Origin of the sequence: Microbulbifer jejuensis (assembly GCF_047289955.1) — a bacterium.
GTDB lineage: Bacteria > Pseudomonadota > Gammaproteobacteria > Pseudomonadales > Cellvibrionaceae > Microbulbifer.
This window is the reverse complement of record NZ_JBLBUB010000019.1, coordinates 17074-31569: the sequence shown is the minus strand read 5'-3', so window position 1 is coordinate 31569 and position 14496 is coordinate 17074. Positions and strand designations below refer to the sequence as shown.

13 protein-coding genes are annotated in these 14496 nt (G+C 58.8%); 5 read left to right on the top strand and 8 right to left on the bottom strand.

Annotated elements, in window-relative coordinates; all coding sequences use genetic code 11:
- Positions 1-77 precede the first annotated feature (77 nt).
- The 5 genes from metW to proC all read right to left on the bottom strand — a co-directional run bounded on the left by metW (position 78) and on the right by proC (position 5589).
- The gene (gene metW / locus ACL7TT_RS13265) at positions 78-668 is read right to left on the bottom strand and encodes a methionine biosynthesis protein MetW (RefSeq protein ID WP_299943094.1); all 591 of its coding nucleotides are present in this window, start codon (positions 666-668) and stop codon (positions 78-80) included.
- Positions 668-1849, bottom strand: a complete 1182-nt coding sequence (gene metX / locus ACL7TT_RS13260; protein ID WP_299943092.1) for a homoserine O-succinyltransferase MetX — start codon at positions 1847-1849, stop codon at positions 668-670. Before metX ends, metW begins: the two co-directional genes overlap by 1 nt.
- Before the next feature lie 116 nt (positions 1850-1965).
- The gene (locus ACL7TT_RS13255; protein ID WP_299943090.1) at positions 1966-3933 is read right to left on the bottom strand and encodes a dynamin family protein; all 1968 of its coding nucleotides are present in this window, start codon (positions 3931-3933) and stop codon (positions 1966-1968) included.
- Between the two features lie 150 nt (positions 3934-4083).
- A complete protein-coding gene (locus ACL7TT_RS13250) occupies positions 4084-4692 on the bottom strand; it encodes a YggT family protein (protein ID WP_299943089.1) in 609 nt (202 codons plus the stop codon).
- Positions 4693-4755: 63 nt separating this feature from the next.
- Complete coding sequence (gene proC, locus ACL7TT_RS13245) at positions 4756-5589, bottom strand: pyrroline-5-carboxylate reductase (RefSeq protein ID WP_413396035.1); 834 nt, start codon at positions 5587-5589, stop codon at positions 4756-4758.
- Positions 5590-5730: 141 nt separating this feature from the next.
- Between proC and ACL7TT_RS13240 the strand changes: the two genes are divergently transcribed.
- Positions 5731-7737: a S9 family peptidase gene (locus ACL7TT_RS13240; RefSeq protein ID WP_413396033.1), complete on the top strand. Its 2007-nt coding sequence runs from the start codon at positions 5731-5733 to the stop codon at positions 7735-7737.
- 173 nt (positions 7738-7910) lie between these two features.
- Here the strand turns inward: ACL7TT_RS13240 and ACL7TT_RS13235 are convergent, their stop codons facing one another.
- A complete protein-coding gene (locus ACL7TT_RS13235) occupies positions 7911-8615 on the bottom strand; it encodes a YggS family pyridoxal phosphate-dependent enzyme (RefSeq protein ID WP_413396031.1) in 705 nt (234 codons plus the stop codon).
- A 68-nt stretch (positions 8616-8683) separates the two neighbouring features.
- Between ACL7TT_RS13235 and ACL7TT_RS13230 the strand changes: the two genes are divergently transcribed.
- The 4 genes from ACL7TT_RS13230 (at position 8684) to ACL7TT_RS13215 (ending at position 12502) form a co-directional block, all read left to right on the top strand.
- Positions 8684-9718: a type IV pilus twitching motility protein PilT gene (locus ACL7TT_RS13230; protein ID WP_299943082.1), complete on the top strand. Its 1035-nt coding sequence runs from the start codon at positions 8684-8686 to the stop codon at positions 9716-9718.
- 64 nt (positions 9719-9782) lie between these two features.
- Entirely contained in the window at positions 9783-10934 is a 1152-nt protein-coding gene (locus ACL7TT_RS13225; protein ID WP_299943080.1) for a PilT/PilU family type 4a pilus ATPase, read from the top strand.
- Between the two features lie 195 nt (positions 10935-11129).
- Positions 11130-11891, top strand: a complete 762-nt coding sequence (locus tag ACL7TT_RS13220) for an SDR family oxidoreductase (protein ID WP_413396029.1) — start codon at positions 11130-11132, stop codon at positions 11889-11891.
- Positions 11892-11902: 11 nt separating this feature from the next.
- Positions 11903-12502, top strand: coding sequence for a LysE family translocator (locus ACL7TT_RS13215; protein ID WP_413396027.1), 600 nt, complete (start codon positions 11903-11905; stop codon positions 12500-12502).
- 15 nt (positions 12503-12517) lie between these two features.
- Here ACL7TT_RS13215 and ACL7TT_RS13210 read toward each other — a convergent pair whose 3' ends face one another.
- Together ACL7TT_RS13210 and ACL7TT_RS13205 are read right to left on the bottom strand one after the other, a co-directional pair.
- A complete protein-coding gene (locus ACL7TT_RS13210; RefSeq protein ID WP_413396025.1) occupies positions 12518-13258 on the bottom strand; it encodes a LytR/AlgR family response regulator transcription factor in 741 nt (246 codons plus the stop codon).
- The gene (locus tag ACL7TT_RS13205) at positions 13255-14412 is read right to left on the bottom strand and encodes a sensor histidine kinase (protein ID WP_413396023.1); all 1158 of its coding nucleotides are present in this window, start codon (positions 14410-14412) and stop codon (positions 13255-13257) included. The genes ACL7TT_RS13210 and ACL7TT_RS13205 overlap by 4 nt, the downstream gene beginning before the upstream one ends.
- Between the last annotated feature and the right edge of the window lie 84 nt (positions 14413-14496).

Sequence of the window (14496 nt, the reverse complement as noted above, 5' to 3'; positions counted from 1 at the left end):
TTGCCCAGGATAAGGACACAAAACATGGCGCAGGAATAGTTGTTCGACAGCGCATCATTGGTTACCGGATTATTAGTTTAGCGAGTCAGATGATATATCGCGGTCTCACCAAATAAATTGGGTAAATACTCTTTCAATAATCCACCCGGCATAGATTCGCATACTACCTGGCGATGCAAAATAGTCCAACTGCGCTCCCTGCACAACACCTCGAAATCCCCGAAAGTACAAAAGTGAATATTAGGTGTGTTATACCATTCATAGGGTAATAGGTCAGAAACCGGCATGCGCCCGGAGAAGGCCAGATGCCAGCGGGCCTTCCACTGGCCGAAATTGGGAAAGGTAATGATGCAATCGCGCCCCACCCGCAGCATTTCCTCTACAACCAGGTGGGGGTGTCTGAGCGTTTGCAGGGCCTGGGTCATCACTACCGTATCAAAGCTCCCATCGGAAAAATTGCCGAGCCCGGCATCCAGGTTCTGCTCAACCACATTCACACCGCGCTCTACACAGCGCGTGATCTGCCCCGGGTCAATCTCCAGCCCATAGCCTGTCACAGCCTTGTTCTTGCCCAACTGCTCCAGCAGAGCTCCGTCGCCACAACCCAGGTCGAGAACACAGCTGCCGTGCGCTATCCACTCCTGAATCACATCCAAATCTATCCGCATCAGAACTTCTCCTCCGCCACCCGTTGCATATGGGCAAGGAAGATATTTTCGTAGCGTTTGTTTGGCAGCAGAAAAGCATCGTGGCCCATGGCCGATTCAATTTCCACATAGCTCACCGGCATATTGGCGTGCATCAACGCATCCGCAATCTCCCGCGAGCGCTGCGGCGCAAAGCGCCAGTCGGACGTAAAGGAAACCAACAGGAAACGGCAACGGGCATTGGCAAATGCGGCCACAGGGTCGTCGCCGTACTCCCGCGCGAGGTCGAAATAGTCAAGGGCGCGGGTCATCAGTATATAGGTGTTGGGATCAAAACTGTTGGAGAAGGTATCGCCCTGGTGACGCAGATAGCTCTGAATCTGGAACTCCACTTCCTCGGCGCCCTGCTGGAAACTGCCGGTGCGCAGCTCACGGCCAAACCTGCGCCCCAAACCATCGTCGGAGAGATAGGTGATATGGCCTATCATACGCGCCACCGCGAGGCCGCGGCGGGGCAATTTTTCCCGCTCCAAATAACGCCCCTCACAAAAATCCGGATCGGAAGTGATGGCTTGGCGGGCGGTCTCATTGAAGGCGATATTCTGCGCCGACAATTTCATCGCCGAGGCAATCACCACGCAGTGGCGCAACCGCTCTGGGTACTCCAGTGACCAGCGCATGGCCTGCATGCCGCCCAGGCTGCCACCAATCACCGCCGCCCACTGCTCAATACCCAACAGGTCCGCAAGACGTGCCTGGCTGTGTACCCAGTCGCGCACCCGCAACGAGGGAAAGTCTGGCCCCCAGGGTTTGCCGGTGTCGGGGTTGATGGAAACCGGCCCGGTAGAGCCATGGCAGCCGCCCAGGTTATTGGGGGCGACCACAAAAAATGCATTGGTATCAATCGGCTTACCGGGGCCGATATAGTGATCCCACCAGCCCGGCCGCTTGTCCTCGGGGCGATACCGCCCGGCGGCGTGGTGGTGACCCGAGAGCGCATGACAGATGAGTACCGCATTGCTCTTCTGGGCATTCAGTGTACCGTAGGTTTCGTACACTAAGGTGTAGTCCTGCAGAACGCGTCCGCAGGCCAGCGCCAATGGCTCAATAAACCTGTGGCGCTTGGGGGTGACAAGACCCACAGAGCCCCTGTCGCTGGCAGTCTGATCCTCTTGAGGCGTGGTGGGGTTTTGCGTGAACAAGGCGTTTATATCTGTCGGTTACTTGGCGGTTGGCAAATACCGGAGCGACAAGTGTACGGGAGCGCCGCAACGGATGACAATTGCGGAAGCCGCCAGTGGAAAATCACCTGCCCTGTTCAGCGGTTGAGAGAGGCCTTCAGAGGCGTGACATTACGCGCGCGGGGTGCAGGAGCCAGCGGTTGCGGGGTAGAAGCACTGTGGTGAAGCAACGCCTCCAGCGCCGACAGAGCCCCGTCGTTGCGCAGCACCTCATCCTCCAGGCTGCGCAGATCGGTGCGCCGGCTGCGGCTTTTCTGTTTCAACTCGGTAAGCTTGATCAGGTGGCGGTTCAACAGGTGCTTCTGGTATTGGGCATGCTGCCTGAGAGGGTCCAGGGCCCGCTCCAGCCAGTCCTCTGCGGCGGTACTCATCTCCTGGTAGAGCCGCCTCACCTCACAGGCGAGGGTCGCGAGAAAGCGCTCACTCAGTCGATTGCGTCGCGCCAGTAACAATTGCGGTGAGCGGCGCAGCTGGGCCGCCTGACGGTGCAGCCCACGCAGGGTCGCACGGAATTGTCGAATATTGAAATACTGTCCGGTACTGGCCACCCTCTTCAGGCTCGAGCGCTCGAAAACGGCATCCAGCAGACGGTTGACCTGGTTCACCTCGCGCTCCAGGTTGGAGAGCTGGTGATCGACACCCAGCATAAAACCTTCGATGGCTTTGGCCAATCCCATAGGCGTCCAGCGTTTGTGCAATGCTTTGCTGGTGTCGTCGATCAACAGCTGCAACTGCTGACTGGAAATTGGCGCCAATAGAGAAGCGCTCCGACGCATCAGCATGCGCTGGCTGGATTTGAGCGTGAGCAGTTCCTGGTGACAAAGCTTGTGCTGCTCGCGCGCCACCTGCTGCAACTGGCCCAGCTCCGCCAGTTGCTCCCGGGTATTGGTGCTGTTGCGCTGCAGGTGCGCCAGTGCCGCGCGACCGCTGTTGAGGCGGCGTTTGAGCAGATCGCGGGTATCCGCCATCAGGGTCAGGGCCTGGTGCAGGGCGCGGTGCTCTGCCACCTTCTGGCGGTGCTCCAGCAGGCGTTGTACCAGCAGTGTTTCAAAATCCGCAAAACGGCTGTTGCGCAAGAGCGCTACATCACTTTGCTGTCGCGCCAGCAGTGCCATTTTCGCCGATACAGCGGCGACACTCTCCCGGGGCAGCGACAACCGCCGGGCGACCTCGGCGCGCATACGCTGCAACAAAATCTCGGCATCCTCATCGGGGTCCTCCCAGAGAACGTCCACTTTATTCAGCAGTGCCATCACCGCCGTCCCGCGATGATTGCGCAGTGGTGCCAGATGGGTCTCCCACATGTGCATATCGGTACCACTGACACCGGCGTCCGCGGCGAGCAGGAAGGCCACCGCCTGGGCCCCGGGCAGAGTGCTGAGTGTTAGCTCTGGCTCATTGCCGAGGGCGTTCAGCCCCGGTGTATCGATGATGCGCAACCCCTGATCCAACAGCGGGTGGGGCAGGCAGATCAGGGCATAGCGCCAGGCGGGAATCTCCACCAGATTGCCCTTGTCATCCAGGTGGCGGCGGTCAAAGCCGTAGCGCGCCGCCTCCTCCGGCATCACCGATTTGGTCGCGGCAACCTTCAGCAGGGCCGCGCGGGTGGCCTCGGGATCATTGGCGTCGAACTCGTGAGTGACCCACTTTTGAGGAATACGACGGAAACTCTCCAGACTGGTATTGGTGGCGAGTGTTTCGATCGGCAGCAGGCGCAGGCTGGCATACTCGGCGCCATCGTTGAAGATCTCCGTGGGGCACATGGTGGTGCGCCCGGGTTTGGAGGGCAGCAGGCGCTTGCCGTAGGTCTGTGACAAAAGCGCATTGATCAGCTCTGTCTTGCCCCGGGAAAATTCCCCCACCAGAACCAGGGTAAACTGGTCTTCGGTGAGCAGAGCGCGCGCCTGCTGCACGGCCTGGCGGGCCCCGGCAGAATTGGGAAAGTATTGCTCCAGCCACTGGCTGAAGCGGGCAAACTGGCAGTCCAGATTCTTTTTCCAGCGGTCGTAGTCGGCGATATGCTGGCGTAAGAGTGCGTCTTCCATGTCAAGGTGTTCTTGTTATTGACAGCCTGGATACAGGCCCCCGCCCGTTGCAGCCGGCGGGGGTCAACCGCTACCAGTATAAGGGCCCGACGCTCGGGCAGATGCGACCCAGTGCGCGCAACGGAAGAAATCTTCCCTGCGCAATATCCCCTAAAAGCCGGGGATATGCCAAAACAGCTGGTAAACAAAAGCGGGCATATTGGCCATCCGCGCAAAGCCCAGCAACAGTTTGTCTGCCACCGTCAGCAGGATAAACACAAAAATCGGGCTGATATCAATCACCCCCAAAGGCGGTATCAACCTGCGCACCGGCGCGTAGAAGGGGTCCAGCAGCTGGCGCAGCAACATCAGCGCCGGATGGCCGCTGTGGGGCGCAATCCAGCTGAATACGATGGAGATCAGCAGGCCGACAAACACGACCGCGATCACCGTGGCAACACAGCCGATCAGGGACCAGAGCAGCGCACTGAGGGGGTTAAACAAACCAAAGCCGGCCAACAGGCCGCAGGCCAGTATCATCACCAGCCCCACCAGCAGCGCCAGTACCACCGATGCCATATCAATGCCAAAAATGCCGGGAACCACCTTGCGCAGGGGCAACAGCGGCGGGTTGGTGATCTTGACGATCCCCTGGGAAATGGGATTGTAGAAATCCGCGCGGGCCAATTGCAGTAAAAAACGCATCAAGACCGCAAATAGATACAGGATACCCAGGGTCGCCACCAGAAAGACGCCGATATTGCTGAAGGTATTTGTCATTAAAAACCCCTGAAAAGTGACTGATATACGGCGCTGCCTGCACCACCCGATTGATTCATAACCCTAGCGGTCCAGTTCCCGGTCCATCTCTGCCGCGCGTTCGGCACAATCGCCCATGGCCTCGGCCACCAGTTGGAAGAGCCCCCCTTGCTCAAAACGCTTTACGGCACACTCTGTGGTACCACCTGGCGACATCACCTTGCGTTTCAACTGGGCCACATCCTCTTCGCTGGCCATGGCCAGTTTGGCGGCGCCCAGTGCAGTTTGCAACACGAGGCGCTCCGCATCGGGGCGGGCAAATCCGCTGGCGACAGATGCCTCAATCATGGCCTCCATAAATTGGAAAAAATAGGCTGGTGCCGAACCCGCCACAGCAATGATCTGGTTGATTTCGCGCTCGTCCCGGACCCACAGGGAAATCCCCACCGCATTGGCAATCTGCTCGGTGATGGCGCGGTGCTCAGCAGTCACCCCCGCGCCCGCATACAAACCGGTCGCTCCCGCCTGTACCAGCGCCGGGGTATTGGGCATGGCGCGCACGATGGGCAGGTGCTCGCCGAGCCAGCGCCGGTAAGCGGCCAGGGGAATGCCGGCTGCAAAACTGATAATCAGCGGATTGCGCCCGGCCAGGTGCGGATGCAGACCCATGCACAAATCGCGCATCATCTGGGGCTTGACCGACAATACAATCACGTCGGCATCACTGATCGCAGCAATATTATCGTTGTGCGCCACCACACCGTGACCTCTGGCAAAAGCCGCCAGTTTGTGGGGATCGCGTCCGGTTGCCACAATCCTGTCCGCTGGGTAGCCGGCCGCCAACAGGCCGCCGATCACCGCAGCGCCCATATTGCCGGCACCGCCGATAAAAACGATTTTGGGGTCTGTCGCAGTCACTCGGATTACCTCGGCAAGCCCCCGGCTCACCTGCTGTGAATTTCAACCTCTGTTTCCCCTATTGGGGATTCCGCTAATATGTGGCCGCCTCATTCCAATAACAAGAGAGCTGCGCCTGCCTGGGCCAGCAAGGAGAACACTATGTGCCAATGGCGCTCTTTAATCACTGCCGTACTGCTCAGCGCAGCGGGCCTGGCCAGTGCGGTGGAGAGCCGTACGGAAAACAGCGGCCAGCTGGTGCTGGAAGATGTCCCCTCTATTCCACAAAGCATTGTCGATAAGCTGAACCGCTACCAGAACGTGCGCTCGGCCAGCTTTCGCGGCTGGGATATGGATGGCACCGGCCTGTTTGTCAGCACCCGATTTGGCGAAGTGAGCCAATTGCACAAGGTGGAGGGTGCCGGTGGTGCCCGCCGCCAGCTGACCTTTTTTAAAGAACCGATCGGCGCTGTAGCCACCCGCCCGGAACACCGGCAGCTGGCTTTTACCATGGATGCCGGTGGCAATGAGTATGCACAGATCTTCCTGTTGGACATCGACAGCGGCAAGCGCATGATGATGACCGACGGCAAATCCCGCAACGGTGCCTTGCTGTGGAACAAACAGGGGGCTGCCCTGGCTTACCAGAGCACCCGCCGTAACGGCAGCGCCAACGATATCTGGCTGAGCACCTTTGACGGTGATACCCAAAAGGATCGCCTGATTGTGAAAGCCGAGGACGGCAGCTGGTGGGGGCCCGCCGGTTTCTCCCAATCCGGCAACCAGTTGCTGGTGCTGCAGTACATCTCCTCGACCCGCTCCCTGGCCCACCTGCTGGATCTCGACAGCGGCGCACGGACACTGGTCGCCGGTGGTGGTGAAGACGACTCGCGCAACTTTCCCGCGGGCTTTAGCCAAGACGACCGCTCTGTCTACCTGATGAGCGACCGAGGCGGCGAATTCACCCAGCTGATTCGCAAGGACCTGGCCAGCGGTAAAGAAAAAGTGATTACCGCTGATATCCCCTGGGACATCAGCAGTTTTGTACTGAGTAAAGATGGCCGCCGTGGCGCCTTTGTGGCCAACGAAAACGGCTTATCCGCACTCTATCTGTACGATCCGCGCAACGACCGCTACAGCAAAGTCGATTCCCTGCCCATCGGGGTTATCGGCGGTATCGAATTCACCCCACGCGGCGACAAACTGGCACTTTCCCTGAACACCCCGAAGACCCCCACCGATACCTTTGTGCTTGCGCTTGGCCGGCGCCCGCTGTCCAGTGGCGATCTCACCCGCTGGACCTACAGCGAAGTCGGCGGCCTGAATACCGGGCAGTTTGTCGAGCCGCAACTGGTGCGCTATCCCACTTTCGATATAATCGACGGCAAGGCTCGCGAGATTCCCGCTTTCGTCTACAAACCGCGCGAAGCCGAGGGCCCGGTGCCGGTGATTATTTCCATCCACGGTGGCCCGGAGGGCCAGTACCGCCCGGTGTTCTCCAGTACCTACCAGCTGTGGCTGGAGACGCTGGGCGCCGCAGTCATCGCACCCAATGTGCGCGGTTCCGCAGGCTACGGCAAAAGCTACCTGGGCATGGATAACGGCTATAAGCGCGAGGACTCTGTCAAAGATATCGGCGCCCTGCTGGACTGGATCGCCACCCAGCCGGATCTGGATGCGAAGCGGGTCGCCGTGTTCGGCGGCAGCTACGGCGGCTATATGGTACTGGCCACCGGCATGCACTACTCCAATCGACTCAAGGCGGCAGTGGATATCGTGGGTATTTCCAACTTTGTCACCTTCCTGACGAACACCAAGAGTTACCGCCGCGACCTGCGCCGGGTGGAATACGGTGATGAGCGCGATCCCCAAATGCGCGCCTTCCTGGAGAACATCAGCCCCAATAACAATGTGGAAAAGATTCGGGTGCCCCTGTTTGTGGTGCAAGGGCAAAACGACCCCCGCGTGCCCGTTACCGAAGCGGAGCAGATTGTGGAAGCACTGCGCGAAAACGGCAACGAGGTATGGTACATGAACGCGTTGAACGAGGGCCACGGCTATCGCAAGAAGGAAAACCGCGATGTCTTTACCCAGGCCACTGCGCTATTTTTTGCCACATACCTGCTCAAAGAGGGACAGAAAAAGAACCTGGCGCTAAACCAGCCTTGAGCCCGAAACATTCGACCACCCCACGGTCCTGCGGAGCCGTTTTTACTGCAGGGTCCCCACTCCAGCACCCACAGCCAATGCCTGCTGGGTGGCCAGAGTGCCACTAACACAATAGGGTTCAGCAAGCTTGCGATGAAAGCTATTCCCGGCGCAGGGAAAAGGCACAGGTCCCTTCACACAGAGTAATTCCGTGCGCCAAAAATATCTGTGCCGATACGCACAATGGTGGCGCCGCAGGCGATCGCCGCCTCCATATCCGCCGACATGCCCATGGACAGGGTATCCAGGGGCGTTTGGGGAAATTGCGCCCGCAACGCTTGCAGCAGGCGCGCCAGCTCGACAAAAGGCCTACGCTGTTGCGCCGGGTCGCGCCGCGCCACCGGTATCGCCATCAGCCCGCGCAGGCGCAATCCCGGCAGCTGCACCACGGACTGCGCCAGCGCTGCCAGTGCCTCTGGGACTATGCCAGACTTACTCTGCTCGCCATCAATATTCACCTGCAGGCAGATATTCAGTGGTGGCAGTGCATCGGGGCGCTGTCTGGATAGGCGCTGGGCGATTTTCAGTCGATCTACGCTATGTACCCACTGGAAGTGTTCGGCCACCGCACGGGTTTTGTTGGACTGCAGCGGGCCAATAAAATGCCAGCAAATATCCAGCTCCGCTAGTCTGTCCTGTTTTTGCAGGGCCTCCTGTAGATAATTTTCGCCAAAGTGACGCTGGCCGGCCTCATAGGCGATGCGCAGAACCTCTGCCGGCTGCGTTTTGGAAACCGCCAGCAGGGTGATTTCTGCAGGGCTGCGAGCGCAGTTGTTGCAGCAGGTCACAATCCGCTCACCGACTCCATTCAGGTTTTCGACGATGGTCTCTTTGCGCATATACTGGGGTCCGTACCGAATTGAGCGGCAATTTTACCTGAGCCAAAACAAGAACCTAAGGTAGCAGTATGGATATCACTGAACTCCTCGCCTTCAGCGCCAAGCAAAACGCCTCGGACCTGCACCTCTCCGCCGGCCTGCCGCCGATGATCCGCGTGGACGGCGACGTGCGCCGCATCAATCTGCCGGCAATGGAGCACAAGCAGGTGCACGGCCTGATCTACGAGATCATGAACGACAAGCAGCGCAAGGACTACGAGGAAATCCTGGAGACAGACTTTTCCTTCGAAGTGCCCGGCGTGGCGCGCTTTCGTGTCAATGCGTTTAATCACAACCGCGGCGCCGGTGCCGTCTTCCGGACTATCCCCTCCAAGGTACTCACCATGGAAGACCTGGGGATGGGGCAGGTGTTCAAGCAGATTTCAGACACCCCCCGCGGCCTGGTGCTGGTCACAGGGCCCACCGGTTCCGGTAAGTCCACCACGCTGGCGGCGATGATGGATTACATCAACGACAACAAATACGAGCACATCCTCACCATTGAGGACCCGATCGAATTTGTGCACGAATCCAAAAAGTGCCTGGTGAACCAGCGCGAGGTGCACCGGGATACCCATAGCTTCGCCGAGGCGCTGCGCTCGGCACTGCGTGAAGACCCGGACATTATCCTGGTGGGCGAGATGCGGGATTTGGAGACCATTCGCCTGGCGCTCACCGCAGCGGAAACCGGCCATTTGGTATTCGGTACCCTGCATACCACCTCCGCAGCCAAAACCATCGACCGGGTTGTGGATGTATTCCCGGCACAGGAAAAGGCCATGGTGCGCTCCATGCTGTCGGAATCCCTGCAGGCGGTTATCTCCCAGACCCTGCTCAAGAAAAACGGCGGCGGCCGTGTCGCCGCCCACGAGATCATGCGCGGCACCCCGGCAATCCGCAACCTGATCCGCGAGGACAAGATCGCACAGATGTATTCCGCCATTCAGACCGGTGCCAGCGCTGGCATGCAGACCATGGACCAGTGCCTGGAAGATCTGGTGACGCGCCGTATCGTCGGCCGCGAAGTTGCACGGGAAAAAGCCAAAATGCCGGAAAACTTCTAAGCGCCGATCTACCTGGGCCTCAGGCGCGGCCCATCACTGTCAACTTTAAATTGCGGTAACCACCATGGAAATTGAAAGACTTCTACAACTGGTTGTAGAGAAAGGCGCTTCGGATCTGTTTATCACCGCCGGCATACCGCCCTCCATCAAGCTGCACGGCCGCGTCGTGCCCTGTAGCAGCACCTCGCTCACGCCGGAAAAGGCGCGCGAATTGGTGGTGGGCATCATGAATGAAAAACAGCGGCGCGAATTTGCCGAGAAAAAGGAGCTGAATTTCGCGATTGCCGTGCGCAACGTGGGCCGTTTCCGGGTCTCGGCATTTTTCCAGCGCAGCCTGGTGGGTATGGTACTGAGACGCATTGAGACCCAAATCCCCACGATCGACGGGCTCGGCCTGCCGGACGGACTCAAAGACCTGGCCATGACCAAGCGCGGCCTGATCATTTTTGTGGGCGCCACCGGCACCGGTAAATCCACCTCACTGGCCTCCATGATCGGTCACCGCAACGAGAACACCAAAGGTCATATCATTACTATCGAGGACCCCATCGAGTTTATCCATCAGCACCGCGGCTGTATTGTGACCCAGCGCGAGGTGGGCCTGGATACCGAATCCTTTGAAGTGGCCCTGAAAAATACCCTGCGCCAGGCACCGGATGTGATCCTGATTGGTGAGGTGCGCTCGCGCGAGACCATGGACCACGCCATCGCCTTCGCCGAGACCGGCCACCTGTGCCTGTGCACCCTGCACGCCAACAACGCCAACCAGGCCCTGGACCGCATCATCCACTTCTTCCCGGCGGACCGCCACGAACAACTGTTTATGGACCTGTCGCTGAACCTGAAGGCGATGGTGGCACAGCAGCTGGTGCCGACACCGGATGGGGATGGCCGCCGCGCCTGTCTGGAAATCATGATCAACACCCCGCTGATGTCGGACCTGATCCGCAAGGGCGAGGTGCACAAAATGAAGGAACTGATGAAGCGCTCCGGCGAGCAGGGTATGCAAACCTTCGACCAGGCCCTGTACGAACTCTACGACCGCGGCGAAATCACCTACGAAGATGCCCTCTCCCACGCGGATTCCTCCAACGACCTGCGCCTGATGATCAAGCTCAAGTCCGAATCCGATGCCGAATACTTAAACAGCGCCGCGGGCGAATTGAGCCTGCAAAATGATTCAGAGTACGGCGACGGTGGGCCGCAGTTGTATTAAGTGCTCACTTAAATTTGGCTGGGATCGCGGCGCTTAGCGTCGATTGGGGTACCCGGTCCGACAGTGCCTTTCCCCGCTTTAAAAAAGAACATGGTCCCCCAAACCCCCGCTATACAGCTAGCAACACGTCTGGCAGAAAATTAGGAGCGCACCGGCGCTCTCTTTGTACAAAAAACGCGCTCACGGACTTGGAAAATGAGCTCAAAAAGTGAAAAAAAGATCGCGCTGATCACCGGTGGAAGCCGCGGAATCGGTGCCGCCACGGCACGGTTACTTGCCCGGCGTGGATATCATATCGCCATCAGTTACCGGGAGCGGAAAGAACAGGCCGAATGCCTGCTAAATGAACTTCAAGCTTTTGGCGTTGAGGCAATAGCCGTGCGCACAGATATTGCCTCAGAGGCGGATATCCTGCATTTATTCAGGGAAGTCGACCGGCAACTCGGCCCCCTGCAATACCTGGTGAACAATGCCGCAATCCTCAAACCACAAATGCGTGTTGAGGCAATGGATGCAGAGCGCATTAACCAGATTCTCACCATTAATATCACAGGCACCCTACTCTGCTGCCGCGAAGCCATAAAAAGAATGTCAACCAAACATGGCGGTAGTGGCGGTGCCATTGTCAATATCTCTTCCGGTGCCAGCCGTTCGGGATCGCCCAATGAATATATCGACTATGCGGCCAGCAAAGGTGCAGTCGATACCCTGACCATCGGTCTCAGCCAGGAAATTGCCAGCGAGGGAATCCGGGTGAACGGCGTACGGCCCGGTTGTATCTACACAGAAATGCACGCAGATGGCGGGGAGCCCGACAGGGTAGAGCGGGTAAAATCCGCAATTCCCCTCGGGCGAGGCGGTCAACCGGAAGAGGTGGCTGCAGCGGCAGCCTGGCTTCTCAGCGATGAGTCTGCGTTTACCACGGGTGCGTTTATTGATGTCACGGGCGGAAAATAGGATAAGCATTTATGCCGGAAGCGCTGTTTTCCCTGATTGCAGCCACGGGCCTGTTGCTCGGCTCTCCCGGCCCTGCGCCACTCGCATTGGCAGCTTCTGGAGCAACCTTTGGCGTGAGGAAAAGTACCGGTTTTTTGATCGGTATCCTGCTCGGCCTGTGCATAGCGATTGTAGGTGCCACTGCCGGCGTGGCGGCACTGTTGTCGGCCTGGCCTGAAGCCCATTTTATTGTACAGGTGGGTGGAGCACTTTATATTGGCTACATTGCAATAAAAATTGCTACGGCGCCCGTACTGAATCCGGGCCAATCGGCTGAGACCCGGGTGCCGTCACTGTTGGACGGATTTATCTTTAATTTGCTCAACCCAAAGGCCTACGCCGCTTTTTTTGCCATTTTCTCCCAGTTCCTGCTCCCGATTGAAGGGCATGGCCCAAGCTATCTTGTAACCGGATTGGTCTGCCTGCTGGTCGCTGCCCTGGTGGATTTTCTCTGGTTGTGTCTCGGCGGCAGCCTGCGGCCCCTTTTCCACAAGCCATTACCGGCAAGGGTCATCAGGGTGAGCTTTGCTCTGTTGATGGTAGCCGCAGTAGCGACTGTGTTTCTGCGTTAAAAGCGGATGGGATACTCAGCACATTTCTGCAATCAGGGCCTTTACGGACGACAGCATGCGCCGGCTCACCAGCGGTGCCTCTGCCACCCCGTCCAGCTCTACCCGGTAATGACCGCTCTCCCTGCGCAGGCCGACAATAAACTCCCGCGCCACCAGGGTACTGCGGTGCACGCGCACAAAGCGCGCGCCGAACTTGCACTCCAACTCCTTCAGGGATTCATCCAGGATTGTCTCGCCGGCGGGGTGATGGGCCAGGACATATTTGCTGTCGGCGATCAGGCAACGGATGGTATTCACCTGCAGCAGTTCCACCCCCAGGCGGCTCACGGCCTTGATACGGCTGCAGTCAGGGGGTTCCTGTGCGCCCTGTAACAGTTTTTGCTGGGGTTTGCTGAGACGCTGCACCTTCGCGACCGCCTGGCGCAGCTGCTCGACGCTGACCGGCTTGAGTAAATAGCCAGCTGCGGAGGTGGCAAACGCGGGCAGGGCGAATTCATCGTGGGCGGTGCAAAAAATGATTGCCGGTGGATAGTTGCGGGCAGCCAGCTGCTGCGCCAGCGCCAGGCCACTGCCGCCGGGCATTTCGATATCGAGTAAAACAAGATCGGGGTCCAGTACCTGCACCTGTATCAGCGCGGACTCACTATCCGCAGCTTCGCCCACCGCAGTGCAATGATCAATAGTACCCAACTGCCGGTGTAGACGTGTACGGGCCAGAGGCTCATCATCGACAATCAGGACTCGCAACTGGGTCACTGCGTCACCTCGGCATGTCTTTTGCTGTTCATAGCGACCTCTGTACCCCGTTGGGCCGACTCCCTGGGAACCAAGGGTAGCTGCAGGGCCACCCGATAGTGACCGCCCTCCCGACGGGCGGTAAATTTGAAGCGATCACCGTAATAGGCTGCGAGACGCTGGCGGATATTCTCCATGGCCATACCGTTGCTTTCCCTGCAAGGGCGCACAGTTTCCCGCGGCAGGGGGTTGACGACCGTGATTCTGAGGGCGCCATCCCGGATTCCGCACTGCACCGTAATTTCCCCTCCCTTACGCAACTGCGCCACGCCATGCAGTACGGCGTTTTCAAGCAGGGGTTGCAACAACAGACTGGGCAGTTGAATCTCCTCCAGCCCTGCATCCAACTGCCAGCGCTGTTTCAGGCGCCCCCCCAACCGCAATGCCTCGATCTCAAGGTAGCGTCTGGCGAGGATGACCTCTTGTTGCAGGGACACCAGTTTGGGGTCGGCAAGACTGGCGCGAAACAGCGTGCACATGTCTTCCACCAGGCGTTCGGCGCGGTCCGGGTCCACAGCGATTAGGCTGGCCAGGCTGTTCATGCTGTTAAACAGAAAATGGGGACGGATACGGGACTGCAGCGCCTCAATGCGCGCACCCAGTTCCGCCTGCTGCTGGTTGACGAGTTGCTGTTGCAGATAGGCGTAGCGCAGTACTACACCGGCGCAGATAGCCCCCAGCAGACAGTCGCTGGCAAGCCCCCACCAGTCAAAACCGGCCTGGAGCAAGAGCGCGCGCAGGGCGCGCTGTATCACCATAATCACGCCCAGCACAGCGAGCGCCGCTGCGAAACTGAGACCGCCTGCCTGTTTGTGGGGCAACTTGGCCAAATAAGGGCGCAGGCGACACAAGACCGCGGCGGAGGGCAGGATCACCCACTGGATCACCAACGACACCAGTCCCAGGCGCTGCCAGCTGAATTCACGCAATCCATCCAGGGCCAGTACCAGCACCAGGGCCAGCAGCTCACCCATCAGTACCAGTGCCACCAGGGCGGTGCCACTGCACAGATCCGGCAAAAAAGGCAGTGTGCCAGAAATCGCAGAATCCTTGTTATTAGCATCAGGTTTTCGAATTTTCTGCGCTATAATGCCCGGCGGCCTGGGAAATGACATGCAGTTGTTATTCTTGATTGTCCTTAAACACGAAGGGCAAGATACCACCAAGCTCCCCGGTCTTTCACCTCACTGCAGCCAGGA

What these genes read in the sequence shown, in the direction of transcription:
- metW (WP_299943094.1), bottom strand. Translation starts at nt 668, where the DNA reads ATGCGGATAGATTTGGATGTGATTCAGGAGTGGATAGCGCACGGCAGC.
- ACL7TT_RS13255 (WP_299943090.1), bottom strand. Translation starts at nt 3,933, where the DNA reads ATGGAAGACGCACTCTTACGCCAGCATATCGCCGACTACGACCGCTGG.
- ACL7TT_RS13250 (WP_299943089.1), bottom strand. Translation starts at nt 4,692, where the DNA reads ATGACAAATACCTTCAGCAATATCGGCGTCTTTCTGGTGGCGACCCTG.
- ACL7TT_RS13240 (WP_413396033.1), top strand. Translation starts at nt 5,731, where the DNA reads ATGTGCCAATGGCGCTCTTTAATCACTGCCGTACTGCTCAGCGCAGCG.
- ACL7TT_RS13235 (WP_413396031.1), bottom strand. Translation starts at nt 8,615, where the DNA reads ATGCGCAAAGAGACCATCGTCGAAAACCTGAATGGAGTCGGTGAGCGG.
- ACL7TT_RS13230 (WP_299943082.1), top strand. Translation starts at nt 8,684, where the DNA reads ATGGATATCACTGAACTCCTCGCCTTCAGCGCCAAGCAAAACGCCTCG.
- ACL7TT_RS13225 (WP_299943080.1), top strand. Translation starts at nt 9,783, where the DNA reads ATGGAAATTGAAAGACTTCTACAACTGGTTGTAGAGAAAGGCGCTTCG.
- ACL7TT_RS13220 (WP_413396029.1), top strand. Translation starts at nt 11,130, where the DNA reads ATGAGCTCAAAAAGTGAAAAAAAGATCGCGCTGATCACCGGTGGAAGC.
- ACL7TT_RS13215 (WP_413396027.1), top strand. Translation starts at nt 11,903, where the DNA reads ATGCCGGAAGCGCTGTTTTCCCTGATTGCAGCCACGGGCCTGTTGCTC.
- ACL7TT_RS13205 (WP_413396023.1), bottom strand. Translation starts at nt 14,412, where the DNA reads ATGTCATTTCCCAGGCCGCCGGGCATTATAGCGCAGAAAATTCGAAAA.